General features: G+C 41.1%; 14 protein-coding genes. 1 reads left to right on the top strand and 13 read right to left on the bottom strand.

Annotated elements, in window-relative coordinates; all coding sequences use genetic code 11:
- Positions 1-14: 14 nt before the first annotated feature.
- The 8 genes from polA to HNR63_RS07380 form a co-directional block, all read right to left on the bottom strand.
- Complete coding sequence (gene polA / locus HNR63_RS07415) at positions 15-2,642, bottom strand: DNA polymerase I (protein ID WP_181520315.1); 2,628 nt, start codon at positions 2,640-2,642, stop codon at positions 15-17.
- Positions 2,643-2,836: 194 nt separating this feature from the next.
- Entirely contained in the window at positions 2,837-4,600 is a 1,764-nt protein-coding gene (pnpS, locus tag HNR63_RS07410; protein WP_181520314.1) for a two-component system histidine kinase PnpS, read from the bottom strand.
- Positions 4,593-5,309 (bottom strand): response regulator transcription factor, encoded by a 717-nt coding sequence (locus HNR63_RS07405; RefSeq protein ID WP_181520313.1) that lies wholly within the window; start codon positions 5,307-5,309, stop codon positions 4,593-4,595. The genes pnpS and HNR63_RS07405 overlap by 8 nt, the downstream gene beginning before the upstream one ends.
- Positions 5,310-5,399: 90 nt before the next feature.
- Positions 5,400-5,870: a MaoC/PaaZ C-terminal domain-containing protein gene (locus HNR63_RS07400; RefSeq protein WP_085788293.1), complete on the bottom strand. Its 471-nt coding sequence runs from the start codon at positions 5,868-5,870 to the stop codon at positions 5,400-5,402.
- 56 nt (positions 5,871-5,926) lie between these two features.
- Positions 5,927-6,865 (bottom strand): malate dehydrogenase, encoded by a 939-nt coding sequence (gene mdh, locus HNR63_RS07395; RefSeq protein ID WP_021093789.1) that lies wholly within the window; start codon positions 6,863-6,865, stop codon positions 5,927-5,929.
- A 22-nt stretch (positions 6,866-6,887) separates the two neighbouring features.
- Positions 6,888-8,162, bottom strand: coding sequence for an NADP-dependent isocitrate dehydrogenase (icd, locus tag HNR63_RS07390; RefSeq protein WP_085788292.1), 1,275 nt, complete (start codon positions 8,160-8,162; stop codon positions 6,888-6,890).
- Positions 8,163-8,227: 65 nt separating this feature from the next.
- Positions 8,228-9,346, bottom strand: coding sequence for a citrate synthase (gene citZ, locus HNR63_RS07385; RefSeq protein WP_085788291.1), 1,119 nt, complete (start codon positions 9,344-9,346; stop codon positions 8,228-8,230).
- Between the two features lie 260 nt (positions 9,347-9,606).
- A complete protein-coding gene (locus HNR63_RS07380) occupies positions 9,607-10,062 on the bottom strand; it encodes a DUF441 domain-containing protein (RefSeq protein WP_085788290.1) in 456 nt (151 codons plus the stop codon).
- A gap of 88 nt (positions 10,063-10,150) precedes the next feature.
- On the opposite strand from HNR63_RS07380, the gene ytvI reads away from it, so the two are divergent.
- A complete protein-coding gene (gene ytvI, locus HNR63_RS07375; RefSeq protein ID WP_085788289.1) occupies positions 10,151-11,269 on the top strand; it encodes a sporulation integral membrane protein YtvI in 1,119 nt (372 codons plus the stop codon).
- Positions 11,270-11,287: 18 nt separating this feature from the next.
- On the opposite strand, the gene HNR63_RS07370 is transcribed toward ytvI, so the two are convergent.
- The 5 genes from HNR63_RS07370 to accD all read right to left on the bottom strand — a co-directional run bounded on the left by HNR63_RS07370 (position 11,288) and on the right by accD (position 16,519).
- Positions 11,288-11,680 (bottom strand): FxsA family protein, encoded by a 393-nt coding sequence (locus HNR63_RS07370; RefSeq protein WP_021093784.1) that lies wholly within the window; start codon positions 11,678-11,680, stop codon positions 11,288-11,290.
- 46 nt (positions 11,681-11,726) lie between these two features.
- Positions 11,727-13,487, bottom strand: a complete 1,761-nt coding sequence (pyk, locus tag HNR63_RS07365) for a pyruvate kinase (protein ID WP_181520312.1) — start codon at positions 13,485-13,487, stop codon at positions 11,727-11,729.
- A gap of 48 nt (positions 13,488-13,535) precedes the next feature.
- The gene (gene pfkA, locus HNR63_RS07360; RefSeq protein WP_021093782.1) at positions 13,536-14,495 is read right to left on the bottom strand and encodes a 6-phosphofructokinase; all 960 of its coding nucleotides are present in this window, start codon (positions 14,493-14,495) and stop codon (positions 13,536-13,538) included.
- Positions 14,496-14,684: 189 nt separating this feature from the next.
- The gene (gene accA, locus HNR63_RS07355) at positions 14,685-15,662 is read right to left on the bottom strand and encodes an acetyl-CoA carboxylase carboxyl transferase subunit alpha (RefSeq protein WP_021093781.1); all 978 of its coding nucleotides are present in this window, start codon (positions 15,660-15,662) and stop codon (positions 14,685-14,687) included.
- Positions 15,647-16,519, bottom strand: a complete 873-nt coding sequence (accD, locus tag HNR63_RS07350; protein ID WP_021093780.1) for an acetyl-CoA carboxylase, carboxyltransferase subunit beta — start codon at positions 16,517-16,519, stop codon at positions 15,647-15,649. The genes accA and accD overlap by 16 nt, the downstream gene beginning before the upstream one ends.
- Positions 16,520-16,550: the final 31 nt, after the last annotated feature.

Genomic DNA, 16,550 nt, shown 5'->3' with positions numbered 1-16,550 from the left:
TGTTCATCCTTTCCTTACTTCGCATCATACCACGTCGGTCCAAAGTGGTAATCGACCTTTAATGGAACACGTAATGATACTGCATTTTCCATGACATCTGGGACAATTTTTTTCAACAAATCAATTTCCTCTTTTGGAGCCTCTAAAATAAGTTCGTCATGTACTTGCAATAATAGACGCGCTTGTAACCGTTCTTCATGTAAACGTGTCGCTAAATCAATCATCGCTTTTTTAATAATATCCGCAGCACTTCCTTGAATTGGTGTGTTCATCGCTGTTCGCTCAGCAAAGCTACGAATATTAAAGTTGCTGCTTGTAATATCCGGTAAATAGCGACGACGGTGAAGCAACGTCGTGACATATCCTTTTTGTTTTGCATCTTGTACAATTTCTTCCATATATCGTTTGACACCTGGATAGCTTTGAAAATATCGCTCAATAAATTCTGCTGCTTCTTTGCGTGTAATGCCTAAGTTTTGCGACAATCCGTAGTCGCTAATTCCGTAAACGATACCAAAATTGACCGCCTTTGCTTGCCGACGCATATGTGCGGTCACTTCTTCTTCCTTTACATGAAAAATGTCCATCGCCGTTTTCGTATGAATGTCGAGATCATGATGAAATGCAGCAATTAAATTTTCGTCATTGGCAATATGGGCTAACACGCGCAACTCAATTTGCGAATAGTCAGCCGCAAAAATGACCCAATCATCAAAAGATGGGACGAACGCTTGACGAATTTTTCTTCCTTCTTCAATGCGAATCGGAATGTTTTGTAAATTAGGCTCCGTTGAACTTAAGCGCCCTGTTTGCGTCAATGCTTGTTGGAAAATTGTATGCACTTTCCCTGTATCTTGGCGCACTACTTTCATTAATCCTTCTACATACGTCGATTGTAATTTTCCGAGTTGACGATAATGTAAAATTTGCTCAATGATTTCATGGTATGGCGCTAATTTTTCTAAAACATCCGCCGATGTGGAATAACCTGTTTTCGTTTTTCTCACAATCGGCAACTGTAATTTCTCAAACAAAATCGTCCCAAGTTGTTTTGGGGAATTAATGTTAAACGTTGTTCCTGCTAATTCATAAATGCGTTGCTCAATTTGTTGGAGCTGAGCGGTGAACTCTCTCCCCATGTTTTGTAAGCAATTCACATCCACCTTTACACCGTAAAACTCCATTTGCGCCAAAATGAACGTAAGTGGTAACTCTAAGTGAATAAGCAATTCAAATTGTTCATTTTGTTTTAGTTCATGAATATATGTTTCTTTTAGAGAAGCAATCGCTTTTGCCTTTCGTACGAGATGTTCAGCTAATACATTTGTCGGCGGAACCGTCTGTTTTGCCCCTTTTCCGTACACATCTTCATCGCTTTGTACGTCTGTATATTGCTTCGTTTTTGCAACGGCTGCGATGTCCCCGTTTGCATCTGTCGGATTGAGCAAGTATGCCGCTAATAATAAATCAAAATCGATTCCTTTTAATTCAATGCCGTGCCACTTTAGCGCAACAATTGCTCGTTTCGCGTCAAACACACTTTTTTTACATTGCTCATTCTCAAGCCATGCTCGAAATACAGAAGATGCAAAAGCAACGTCTGTCGGGATAAAAAAATGTCCTCGCTCATTCACAAGTGCAAATCCGAGAATCGGTGCTTGATGATAATTTTCATCAAGCACTTCGATAACAAGGGCGCTATCTTCCGTCAACATGTGCTCGTCAATCGTTTGTACCGTTACGAAAGAGATATTCGTTAACGATCGTTGTTCATGCGAAGGATGTCCAATTTTATCCATTAGCGACGTAAAACCTAGCTCTCGAAACAATGCTGCCAGTCGTTCGACATCATATGACTGCCATGCTAATTCATCGAGCGATAGTGTGAGCGGAACGTCGCGATGAATGGTCGCTAACTGCTTACTTAGTAGCGCTTGTTCACGATACGTTTGTAAATTCTCTTTTAGTTTTTTTCCTGAAATATGTTCAAGTGATGCTAGTACGTGTTCAACTGTTCCGTACTCCTTTAACAACTTTAACGCTGTCTTTTCTCCGACTCCCGGAACACCCGGGATATTATCTGATGCATCCCCCATTAACCCTTTTAAATCAACAATTTGTGCGGGCGTTAATCCGTACTTTTCAAGCACATGCTCTGGCGTATATCGTTCCATATCTGTTATTCCTTTTTTCGTCACATGCACATGAATACGGTCAGACGCTAATTGAGTTAAATCCCGATCCCCTGAAATAATCACAACGTGAAATCCTTCTTTTTCCGCTTTTGTCGCGAGCGTCCCAATAATATCATCCGCTTCGTAATTTTCAAGTTCATATGTGCGGATGTTATATGCATCAAGCAACTCACGTAAAAATGGAAACTGTTCTGATAGTTCTGGTGGCGTCTTTTGTCTCCCTCCTTTATATTCTGTGTACACTTCATGACGAAATGTCGTTTTCCCTGCGTCAAACGCAACGAGCATATGCGTCGGTTTTTCTTCTTCAATGAGCTTCATTAACATCATCGTAAAACCGTAAATCGCATTTGTATGAATCCCTTTATCGTTATGTAAGAGCGGCAGAGCAAAAAAAGCGCGGTAAGCGATGCTATTGCCGTCGATCAATACTAATTTATTTGCCAAACCGAAAACCTCCTCTTTATTCACTTACGCTTATTTTACCACGATACCCGCTAAAAAAGAAAAAAGACGAGAACATTCGTTGTCCTCGCCTATTCCAAGACAATCGGCTTCTTGGATGAAGGGGTTTTCATTTGTTATCTTACCAGTATTTTTTTAATATATGGTAAATCGTTTGTAAATATATCGTTAAAAAATCATTCATCTAAACAAGCATCAACGCGAAAATGAACAGTAAATGTCGTTCCTACACCTACTTCACTTTTTACAGAAATCGTTCCGTGATGCGCCTCCACTAAATGTTTTACAATCGCTAAACCAAGGCCTGTCCCCCCTGAGTTGCGACTTCGTGCTTTGTCTACACGATAAAAACGTTCAAAAATGCGCGGAATTTCTTTTTGTTCAATACCAATCCCTGTGTCGCTGACATGAACATGCAATTGTTTATCGTCTTTTTCAATGGAAACGGTGACGCGTCCACCTGCTGGCGTATAAGCGATGGCGTTATTAATTAAATTAATAAAAACTTGCTTTAAACGATGTAAATCTCCATACATATAACAAATCGAGGCATTCGATGTGCATGATAATGCAATTTGTTTATCATTCGCTTTCCCTTCAAGCATGACAATGACTTCTTTTAATACGTCGTACAAGTCAACAACCGATATATTTAATGTAAATCCTTGTTGTTCAATTTTTGATAAATCAAGCAAATCTTGAATTAAATGTTGCAATCGTTCGCTTTCTTTTAAAATAATCGTTAAAAAATATTCAAGTGTTTGAGCATCATGCATTGCCCCATCTAATAACGTTTCCGCAAAACCTTTAATCGATGTAATCGGCGTTTTTAGTTCGTGCGAAACGTTCGCTACAAAATCTTTTCGCATTTGCTCAAGCTTTTTTAGCTCAGTAATATCGTGGAACACAACGATAATTCCTTTCCATTCATCGTTCGTTCCGATAATCGGTGTTCCGTATACTTCAAAATGTTTTCGCTCAATACCGACAGGAAGAAGCAATTGTTTCCGTACGTTTACTTCGGTCATAAATATTTCTTCCACAAGCGCAATAACTTCCTTATGCGGAAACGCCTCATAATATAAACGATGAACGTAGTCGGACGGATCAATATGAAACATTTCCTTATACGCGCGGTTCATGAGCGAAATGTAACCACGTTGATCAATTAAAATTAAGCCGCTCCCCATATTTTCAATTAATGCTCGCAAGCGATCTTGTTGCATTTCTTGCATGCGCACCATCTCTTGTAAATTGCGCGCTAAAATATTAAGCGACTGGCTAAGCATCCCCGTTTCATCTTCCCTGCTTTCGTACGTTCGCGCTTTATAATTGCCGCGTGCAAGTTCCATCGCCACTTTTGTTGCGGCCTCAATCGGTTTTGTATATTGATTTGTAATTCTAATACCTAATAAAAGAATAATGAAAAATGCGATACTTAAGCTGAATGTAAGCAAAATCCAAATTTGTTCATTTACCCGCTCGATCGCATCCATCGGCAAGCTGAGAACAATATGCCCAAGTTGCTCATCCCGCTGCCAAAATGGGACGGCATAATAATATAAATCTTGTTCTTCTTCAAAAATAACGGAACGATCTTCTTGTTTTAATAACGTTTGAATCAATTTTTTATGACGCTTTTCATCGATGGATACGTAATTGTTTGTATCAAACATAAGCTGTCCATCTCGGTCAACAATGGTGATGCGAGCAGACAGCATATCGCTAATGGCACGCAATTTTTGCTCAAACGATGAGGATTGGAACGATTTATTCTCTATATATAAAGCTAAAAGCTTGGCCTCCTTCTCCATCCGTTCATGGACGGTATCCGCATAAAATTTTTGAAATAATTGACCTAATAACACCCCAAGACCAAATAAAACAGATAAAATGACCGAAACGAGCCCGAGCAATAGCCGAGAGCGAAATTTATTCATCCACTTTCGGCTCCTCTAGCTTATACCCTAATCCGCGTATTGTTTTAATATATACGGGTTTTCGCGTATCTTGTTCGATTTTTTCACGCAAATGGCTAATATGCACATCAACAATGCGCGTATCTCCAGCAAAATCATAATTCCATACGGCGCTAAGTAACTGATCGCGCGTCAATACACGCCCTTTATATTTCGCTAAATATGCTAATAGCTCAAATTCTTTTGGAGTTAATTCTAATCTTTGCTCTGCAAAATACGCCTCATAACGATCTGGGAAAATTTTTAGTTGCCCGACAATGAGCGAATCGTCACCATTTTCTTGTTTTTCTTCATTTCCATGAATAGTCGTTCGGCGCAAAATCGCCTTGACACGTGCGACAACTTCGCGTGGGCTAAACGGCTTCGTCATATAATCATCAGCACCTAATTCAAGACCAAGCACTTTATCAAACTCATCGTCTTTTGCCGTCAACATTAAAATCGGTGTCATCACTTTTTGTTGACGCAATTGCTTACATACTTCAATGCCATCTAATTTTGGTAACATTAAATCGAGAATGATAAAATCAGGTCGTTCTTCCAATGCTTTATGAAGCCCTTCCTCCCCATCATAAGCCGTCAATACGGTAAATCCAGCTTGTTTTAAATTGTACTCTAATAGAGTGACGATCGAATGCTCATCATCGACAACTAACACACGTTTCGACATAGCCATCCTCCAACAACGTAAATTTGTTACATTTTTATTATAACGAGTTATTTTGAAAGATAAAAATAAAAAAAAGAGGCGATGCCCCTTTTAAAAGTTATCTAATGCTTTTTCTTCAATAAACGGATATGGCGGAACGACACGCAACGCTCCAACTAATATTTCTTCCCCATCTCGAACCGCTTGAACCGCAATATGAATTTCATTGTTTTCTTCATCAACATGCGTTACTTCAAATAAAAACTCGACATGCTCATAATGATATACTGGTCGTTTAAATTCAATCGTTTGGGAAACGATATGGCTTCCTGGACCCGGTAAATATTTTGAAATAGCTGATGTAATCATACCTGTTAACATAATCGCTGGTACGATTGGACGTTTCAACGGTGTTTGGGATGCATAATCATGTTGAATATAAAGCGGGTTCGCATCGTTTGTGAGCCCTAAATATAACAATAAATCTTTATCTTCAATCGCTTCCGTTAATACAAGCTTCTCCCCGACCGAAATGTCCGAAATTAAACGTCCAATTTTACGCTTTTTCCCTAACATCGTCATCTCCCCTTTGCTTGACCATATACAAAAATTCGGGGAAAGATCCCCCGAATTTTTTATCATTGTAACACTTTCATCACGTTTTTCACCGATTCAACAGATTTCGCTAATGCTTCTTTTTCTTCGTCTGTTAACTGTAATTCGATCACTTTTTCGATTCCGTTGCCACCTAAAATCGTTGGCACACCTAAATAAATGCCTTCATATCCGTATTCGCCTTCTAAATAAGCGATGGCTGGAAGAACTCGGCGCTGGTCTTTTACGATCGCTTCAACCATCTCAGCAAGGGACGCAGCTGGCGCATAATAAGCGCTACCGTTGCCTAGCAAGTTGACGATTTCACCGCCACCTTTACGCGTACGTTCAACAATGGCGTCTAAACGCTCTTTTGGGATTAACGTTTCAAGCGGAATGCCCCCTGCATATGAGTAACGCACAAGCGGTACCATATCATCTCCATGACCGCCTAAAACAAATCCTGTAATGTCTTTAACAGATAAGTTTAATTCTTGTGCAACAAATGTCCGGAAACGCGCGGTATCTAATACACCAGATTGGCCGATGACGCGGTTTTTCGGAAAGCCCGATTCTTTAAATACTGTATATGTCATCGCATCTACTGGGTTTGTTAAGACGATAATAAAGCAGTTCGGTGAGTATTTAACGACTTCTTTCGTTACAGCTTTCATAATGTTTTGATTTGTCGTTACTAAGTCGTCACGACTCATCCCTGGTTTGCGTGCAATCCCCGCAGTGATGACAACGATGTCCGAATCAGCCGTATCCGCATAATCCGACGTACCAATAATGTTGGCGTCAAAACCAAGAACTGGGCTTGACTCAAGCATATCGAGCGCCTTGCCTTTTGTCGGATTTTCCAATTGTGGAATGTCGACAAGAACGATATCACCTAGCTCTTTTTGCGCTAAAATAAACGCTGTTGTCGCTCCCGTAAATCCAGCACCGATAATTGAGATTTTTTTACGTTTCATACCCACGTTCTTCCATCCCCTTTTTCATTTATTCGCTCATATTTCGAATGAGAGCATCCGCAAATTCAGAGCATTTCACCTCTGTTGCACCTTCCATTAAGCGCGCAAAATCATATGTGACCACTTTGGATGCAATTGTTTTTTCCATAGAGTCAATAATGAGTTTCGCTGCCTCGTTCCAACCGAGATGTTCAAACATCATTACACCAGATAAAATGACCGATGACGGATTTACTTTATCTAATCCTGCATATTTTGGTGCTGTGCCATGCGTTGCTTCAAAAATTGCATGACCTGTTTCATAGTTAATGTTTGCACCTGGAGCGATACCGATGCCGCCTACTTGTGCTGCAAGCGCGTCAGAAATGTAGTCGCCGTTTAAGTTCATCGTTGCAACGACATCAAACTCGCGTGGACGAGTTAAAATTTGTTGTAAGAAAATATCTGCAATCGCATCTTTGATGATAATTTTTCCTGCTGCTTCTGCTTCCGCCTGCGCTTTGTTTGCAGCTTCTTTTCCATCCGTTTCAACGATGCGATCATATTCTGCCCATGTAAACACTTGATCGCCAAATTCTTGCTCAGCTAATTCGTAACCCCAGTTTTTAAACGCACCTTCTGTATATTTCATAATGTTTCCTTTATGAACGAGCGTCACCGATTTGCGGCCGTGTTCAATCGCATATTTAATCGCCGCCCGCACTAATCGTTTCGTTCCTTCTTCTGAAATTGGCTTAATGCCGATTCCTGATGTTTCAGGGAAGCGGATTTTGCGTACGCCCATCTCATTTTGTAAGAAATCGATCACTTTTTTTACTTCTGGCGTTCCTTTCGCATATTCGATTCCAGCATAAATATCTTCCGTATTTTCACGGAAAATAACCATATCTGTATCTTCAGGGCGCTTAACTGGAGAAGGAACTCCTTTAAAATAGCGAACCGGACGTAAGCATACAAATAAATCGAGCTCTTGGCGAAGCGCAACGTTTAATGAACGAATGCCACCACCGACCGGCGTTGTTAACGGACCTTTAATCGCAATTATGTATTCACGAATCGTATCAAGTGTTTCTTGTGGCAACCATTCACCTGTCAACTTAAACGCTTTTTCACCAGCAAGCACTTCTTTCCAAACGATTTTCCGTTCACCTTTATACGCTTTTTCAACAGCTGCTTCCAATACGCGAGAAGCGGCTGCCCAAATATCTGGACCTGTCCCATCCCCTTCAATAAATGGGATAATTGGATAATTTGGAACGTTTAATACTCCGTTTGTAACTGTAATTTTTTCTCCTTGCATCATCATACCTCCAAATCGTGTAGTGTAAAAAGGTGAGAGGCGAACTTCTCACCTTTTCTAAACAATCGTTATGCGCGTTCTTCAATCGGTACGTACACTTGTCTCATCGGTCCTGTATATTCTGCACGCGGGCGAATGAGACGGTTGTTTTCGTACTGCTCTAAAATGTGTGCAAGCCATCCAGACATACGGCTAATTGCAAAAATTGGTGTAAATAAATCGTGATCAATTCCTAAACTATGGTAAACAGAAGCTGAGTAGAAATCAACATTTGGTGGTAACCCTTTTGTCGATGTAACAATCTCCTCAATTTTCACCGACATGTCATACCAATGCGGTTCACCTGTTAACTTCGTCAATTTTTCAGACATTTTCTTTAAATGTTTTGCGCGTGGGTCTCCGTGACGATAAACGCGATGACCGAAGCCCATAATTTTTTCTTTGTTGTTTAATTTGTTGTGAATGTACGTTTCTACATTTTCAAGCGTACCGATTTCCGTCAACATTTTCATGACCGCTTCGTTTGCTCCGCCATGAAGAGGTCCTTTTAATGCTCCAATCGCTGCAGTAATGCCAGAGTATACATCTGATAAAGTAGCAACACAGACGCGCGCCGTAAAAGTTGAAGCGTTCAATTCATGGTCCGCATGAAGCACAAGCGCTTTATTAAACGCTTCTTCAGCGATTGGATCCGGCTCTTTACCTGTTAACATGTATAAAAAGTTTGCCGCAAAACTTAAATCTTTGCGCGGTGGTACAGGCTCTAATCCTTTGCGAATGCGGGAAAACGCAGCAACAATTGTTGATACTTTCGCCTGTAAACGAATCGCTTTGCGATAGTTCGCTTCCGGATTCATCGCTTCCGCTTCTTCATCGTACAATCCAAGGAACGAAATCGCTGTGCGAAGCGCTGCCATTGGATGAACTTTGTCAAGCGGATACATTTTAAAGTGATCAATGATTTGCTGCGGGATATCGGCATTTTCTGCCAACTGTTTCGTTAACGTTTCTAGCTCTTCTTTGTTTGGCAATTTGCGGTGCCAAAGCAAATAAACAACCTCTTCAAACGTAGCATGTTCTGCTAAATCATCGATATTATACCCAACGTACGTGAGCGTATCATCGATGATCGAACTAATTGTGGAAGTGGTTGCAACAACCCCTTCGAGACCGCGAGTTACTGTCATCTTACATCTCTCCTTTTCTCTTTTATTCCCCTTTTCCCATGTTGAAACGCGTCGTCGAGCGATTGCTCAAAACAGCTGAATAAAAATGCAAAGAAAATGCTTACATTTTGTTATATATTCACCTGTCCGCTTAACGAAGCGAGCAGGGGAATATATACGATAGTTTCGTACATGCTCCAATACCATTATAAACAATTATCAGACTTTTGTGAACTAAAAGAAATCATAATTCAAAAATATTATTATAAAAAAGTAATAAATCACGAAAATACATCGACCATTTTCATGAGCATATACGCAATACCCGCACCAATTAACGGCCCAACCGCAACACCTTTGAATAAAGATACAGCTAAAATCGTCCCAATGACAAGCGCAGTCGTCATATGCGGATCTTTTGCAAGCAGCGTGACGCCTCCTTTTGCTAATAAAGCGACCGCAATACCTGATAACATTGCAATCCACGCGTAAACCGATCGAACGGACTCTGTCAGCTCTTTAAAACCTATTTTTCCAGAGGCAATCGGAACTAATACAGCAATCGTAATGATGGTCACCCCAAGATTGATTCCTTTTTGTTGTAAGTAAGGGAATACTTTCGAACTTAGTCCGATGCTTTTCACAACGAGTAAAAAAAGCACTGCGACAATAAGGGAATGATTTTTTGCCATCATGCCAATGACAAGAAGGATAAATAAAAAAATAAACGGTTGCATCAAATATCACCTTCTTCTTTGAAACTTTTTCTTCTTTTGCATTGTATATTATAATAGTCATAAATGACAAAAGACGGGAGGTGAAGACGTGCCAAATCAATATGTATATCGCTCCCTTCGCTTTTTATTTGTCATCTTTGTCATCATTGCTGGGTTAGCGAGTTTATATTATGTATCAACGTTAACGTATCCGTTTTTAATTGCGTTAGCGATTGCCTTTTTCATTAATCCGGTTGTGGATGTATTAGAGAAAAAAGCGAAAATGCCGAGGGCGCTAGCGGTCATCGTTGTTTTAATTTTTTTACTTGCACTCGTTGCAGGGCTTGTCACTCTTCTTGTCGCAGAAATTGTGACGGGCACACAATATTTAGCAACAGTCGTTCCAAGTCATTTTCAAAAGCTTGTTGTTTACATGGAACAGTTTGTCGCCAGCCAACTTATTCCACTATACAACCAGCTAGCTACGCTCTTTAAAAATTTAGATACATCTCAACAAGATACGATTATGGCAAACATTCAGTCGGTTGGGACGAGAATTGCTACAACAGTTGGACAATTTATCCAAAATATATTACAAAATATCCCTTCGATTATCGGATGGTTGCCTAATTTTGCGACAATCTTTATTTTTTCATTGCTCGCTACATTTTTTATAAGCAAGGATTGGTATCGTCTAAAATCGTTGTTTCAAAAGCTGTTACCAAACAAAGTGCAAACGAGCAGCACAAAAGTGTTTACTGAACTAAAAAAGGCGCTATTTGGCTTCCTTAAAGCGCAAGCCACACTCATTTCCATTACAACGCTCATTGTATTAGTCGGATTGCTTGTGTTGCGAGTAGAATACGCGATCACTATCGCGCTTATTATTGGCATAGTAGATATTTTGCCGTATTTAGGAACAGGTTTAGTATTCGTTCCATGGATTGTTTACACAGCAATAAGCGGGGATACTCATTTTGCCATCGGTCTTGGCGTGCTATATATCGTTGTTCTCGTACAGCGACAAGTGATGGAACCGAAACTTCTTTCTTCTAATATCGGGCTCGATCCATTAGCTACATTAATTGCTTTATTCGTCGGTTTCAAATTGATCGGGTTTCTCGGATTAATCGTTGGACCGGTATTGCTTGTCATTGGACGCACACTACATCATGCTGGCGTATTTCAAGACATTTGGCATTTCATTGTTGGAAAAAAAGAAGCATAAGCGACGAGCTTATGCTTTTTATTTTCGAATGTATATCCAAGTTTTCGTATAAAACATCCACTTAAACAAACGGACGAGCCACGGTTTCATTTTTTCGCGCGCAAATGGGAGAAGCAAAATAAAACCTGCTGTATCAGTAATAAATCCTGGCGTTAACAATAACGTCCCGCCAACTAAAATGCAAATCCCATCTAATAGCGCATCGCTTGGGATACGTCCATTCATCCATTCGTACTTCGCGCGCTGAAGCGTGTGTAATCCTTGCTTTTTCGCTAAAAATGCACCGATAATGCCTGTCGCCACGATGAAAGCAAATGTTGGCCATACCCCGATTGCCTTTCCAGATAAAACAAGAACGACAATTTCTAACGCTGGGATAACGATAAAAAGAAGAAAAAAGATATTACGCATACATATCCCTCCAAAATGAGAAAAGAAGGGGTTGTCCCCCTTCTTATTATAGCACGCTTGCGTGACCACGATAAATGGCACCGAAACTTGCGTCTACTGTAATATCTTGTCCGTCTTTTAAAATGGTTGTCGCATTGTTTACACCGACGATGACCGGGATGCCTAAGCTTAAGCCGACCACAGCTGCATGGCTTGTTAAGCCGCCTTCTTCTGTAATGATCGCAGCAGCTTTTTCTAACGCTTTCATCATATCCGCATCTGTTGCAGGAGCAACTAAAATGCCGCCTTCAATCATTTTTTCAACTGCTTCTTCTGCTGTTTTCGCTACAACAACTTTTCCAAATGCTGATTTGCGACCAATACCTTGGCCTTTTGCAATCATATCGCCAATCATATGCACTTTCATTAAGTTTGTCGATCCTGTTTCTCCAACCGGAACACCTGCCGTAATGACGACGAGATCACCATGTTTCACAATACGTGTATCAAGAGCTGCTTCAACTGCAATATCAAGCATTTCATCTGTTGATGTAGCATGTTGAGCAACGTGTGGGTAAACACCCCAAACGAGCGCTAATTTACGCGAAACACCTTCATTCGATGTAACAGCGATAATTGGCGCTTTTGGACGGTATTTCGAAATCATGCGGGCTGTATGGCCGCTGACTGTCGGCGTAACAATCGCTGCGACATCTAAGTTTAATGCGGTGTGAGCAACCGATTGTCCAATGGCATCTGTAATCGTTGTGCCGCTTTGTTTGCTTCGCTTCGATAATAAGTCGCGGTATTGTAACGCTTGTTCTGTGCGCAAAGCAATGCGATGCATCGTCTGTACCGCTTCTACTGGATAAGCACCTGCTGCTGTTTCACCTGACAGCATAATCGCATCTGTTCCATCGAAAATGGCATTCGCGACGTCACTTGCCTCCGCACGAGTTGGACGCGGATTGCGCTGCATTGAGTCAAGCATTTGTGTCGCTGTAATAACTGGTTTTCCGAGCGCATTACATTTTTTAATTAATTCTTTTTGCACAAGCGGCACTTCTTCTGCCGGAATTTCAACGCCTAAATCTCCGCGGGCAACCATTAAGCCGTCTGCGACTTCCAAAATTTCGTCAATATTGTCTACGCCTTCTTGGTTTTCAATTTTCGGGATAATTTGAATGTGCAACGCGTTATGTTCTTCGAGCAATTCACGAATTTCAAGCACATCAGAAGCGCGGCGAACGAACGATGCAGCAATGAAATCAATGCCTTGTTCAATACCGAAACGAATATCTTCTGCGTCTTTTTCAGTAATACCCGGCAACTTCACTTTTACGCCCGGGACGTTCACACCTTTTTTATTTTTCAGTACGCCACCGTTTAACACTTTCGTCCGAATTTCTTTTGCCTCTTTATCGATCGCTAACACTTCTAATCCGATTAATCCATCATCTAATAAAATAGTTGAGCCAACGTGAACGTCATCAATTAACCCTTCATAAGTAATCGAAAATTTTTCTGGCGTACCGAGCACTTCTTTCATGGAAATCGTCACTTCAGAGCCTGCCTTTAACTCAATCGCCCCATTTTCCATGTCATGCGTACGAATTTCTGGACCTTTCGTATCCAATAAAATCGCTACCGTTTTTCCAGTTATTTTCGACGCTTCACGAATGTTGCGAATGCGCGCTGCATGTTCTTCATGACTTCCGTGCGAGAAGTTAAGACGAGCGACGTTCATTCCTGCTTCAATAAGTTGCACAAGCTTTTCTACACTTTCACTCGCTGGACCGATCGTACAAACAATTTTCGTTTTGCGCATAAACACCCTCCTACAATTTGCATATGGAAACGATACCATAAATATACATTAAATTGAAAGCTCTTTGGACAACTGATACATTTTTTGGTCAACTGTATGTTTTTGTGCTAACGCTTCAATGATGTCATGATCAACAAGTTGATTGTTTTGAATGCCGACGCAACGTCCGCCTTTTCCTTCAAGCAACAATTCTACGGCACGAGCACCTAAACGACTTGCAAGCACACGGTCAAACGCTGTCGGTGAACCACCACGTTGGACGTGACCTAATACGGTTACACGCGTTTCAAAGCCTGTTGCTTCTTCAATTCGTTTGCCGAATTCCACACCGCTACCGACGCCTTCCGCAACAACAATAATACTATGTTTTTTGCCGCGTTCGTGTCCACGTTTGAGACGTGCAACAATTTCATTCATATCATAATCCGCTTCTGGAATTAAAATGCTTTCTGCTCCGCCAGCAAGACCGGCCCAAAGCGCAATGTCACCAGCATGACGCCCCATGACTTCAATGACGTATGTACGCTCATGAGATGTCGCTGTATCACGAATTTTGTCAATTGCATCAATAACCGTATTCAATGCTGTATCAAAACCGATCGTGAAATCTGTTCCTGGAATGTCGTTATCAATCGTTCCTGGCACGCCGACGCAAGGATAGCCGTGTTCTGTTAATTTTTTCGCCCCTTGATACGAACCGTCACCACCGATCACAACGAGCCCTTCAATGCCATGCTTTTTCAATTGCTCAATTCCTTTTAACTGTCCTTCTAACGTTTTAAATTCTGGGCAGCGGGCAGTATATAACATCGTTCCACCACGATGAATAATATCGCCGACATCCCCGATTTCAAGCTTTTTAATGTTTCCGGCAATTAATCCCGCATATCCGTGGTAAATGCCGTACACTTCTAATCCATGGTAAATTGCTTTTCGAACAACTGCGCGAATGGCCGCATTCATTCCTGGTGAATCGCCACCGCTCGTAAGCACACCAATTCTTTTCATCGCTCTTCACCTCTTTAAAAAAATAAAATAAGAAGTATGACCTCTTACTTTAAGATAACATGAAGGTATATGGAACACAATACATAATGAAATGTTTCACAAAACGTTGATTTTTTCACGCTACAAAAAGTTTACCCAAAGTCGCTTATTTCATGTAATTAAAAAGGCCATCGAAATGGATGACCTTTTTTACGTAACGGACACGTGCTGTTGCGACTCGATAAAATCGCCAATTTTCTTATATTTTTCATATCGTTGTGCAATTAACTGTTCAGCGTTTAACGGAAGCAATTCACGCAACGAACGTTGAAGAACGTCATCAATATATTTCGCCTGTTCATCAACATTTCGATGCGCACCGCCGCGCACTTCTGGAATCATTTCATCAATGACGCCAAGCTGCTTTAAATCTTTCGCTGTAATTTTCATCGTTTCGGCAGCTTTTTTCGCGAGTGACGCATCTTTCCATAAAATAGCTGCTGCCCCTTCTGGCGAAATAACGGAATACGTTGAATTTTCAAGCATATGAACATAGTTTCCGACACCAAGCGCAAGCGCACCGCCGCTTCCACCTTCACCGATCACAATGCATACGACAGGGACAGTCAACCCCGCCATTTCAAACAAATTTCGCGCGATCGCTTCACTTTGTCCGCGCTCTTCGGCAGCTTTTCCTGGATACGCCCCTTTCGTATCAATAAAACAAATAATCGGACGCCCAAATTTTTCGGCTTGTTTCATTAGACGAAGTGCTTTTCGATACCCTTCTGGATGCGGCATGCCAAAATTACGGCGAATATTTTCTTTCGTATCTTTTCCGCGTTGATGTCCGATGACTGTCACAGGCAATCCGTGATATTTCGCAATTCCTCCGACAATCGCTTCATCGTCGCCAAAGCAACGATCACCGTGACATTCAAAAAAGTTCGTAAACAACCGATCGATATAATCGAGCGTTGTCGGACGATTTGGATGTCGGGCAATTTGCACACGATCCCACGGGCTTAAATTAGCATAAATATCATTTTCAAGCTTTTCAAGTCGCGCTTCTAACTTATTGATTTCATCTGAAAAGTCGACGTCACGATGTTTCGTAAACTCTTTCAGTTCGCTAATTTTTTTTCGCAGTTCTACAAGCGGCTTTTCAAATTCTAATTCGTATGCCATTCGTCTCCACCTCGCGATTGGTGAATGTCTAATACATTCGTTAATTTATCTTTTAATTCATGACGCGGAATAACAGCATCTAATTGTCCGTGTTTCAATAAAAATTCCGCTGTTTGAAAATCATCTGGCAACTCTTCCCGAACCGTCTGTTCGATGACTCGTCTTCCCGCAAAACCGATCAACGCCCCCGGTTCAGCAAAATTATAATCTCCAAGCGAGGCGAAGCTTGCTGATACACCACCTGTCGTTGGATGGGTCATGACTGAAATGATGAGTCCACCTTGTTCGCTAAACAGTTTTAATGCAGCGCTTGTTTTCGCCATTTGCATTAAACTTAATACACCTTCTTGCATGCGCGCTCCACCTGAAGCGGTAAAAATAATAAAAGGTACTGATTTTTCCATCGCTCGTTCGATGGCGCGTGCAATTTTTTCTCCGACAACTGATCCCATGCTTCCCATACGGAAACGGGAATCCATCACTGCAATAACAACAGGAAAGCCGTTTATCGTTCCTTCTCCTGTCACAACCGCTTCATTCAATTTCGTTTTCTCACGATCTTCCTCAATTTTCTCCATATACTGTGGAAAATCAAGCGGATTTTTAGAAAGAAGGTGACGATCGTATTCATGAAACGTCCCTTCATCTAACAAACAAGCAATGCGTTCAGGAGCAGACATCGGATGATGATAGCCGCACGATATACAAACGCGTAAATTTTTCACTAATTCTTTCGTATACATAATTTTTTTACACTTCGGACATTTTGTCATAATGCCTTCAGGTACATCTTGCTTTGCTTGTTCAGATGGAATGGTCGCATACTTCTTCTTTTTGGAGAACAAATCTTTCAGCACATGTTTCCCTCCCCTACTTAGTCCATTTCTA

This window comes from Anoxybacillus ayderensis (assembly GCF_013761015.1).
GTDB classification, from domain to species: Bacteria; Bacillota; Bacilli; order Bacillales; family Anoxybacillaceae; genus Anoxybacillus; species Anoxybacillus ayderensis.
The sequence above is the reverse complement of the archived record's forward strand: the minus strand, read 5'-3'. Positions and strand labels throughout refer to the sequence as shown.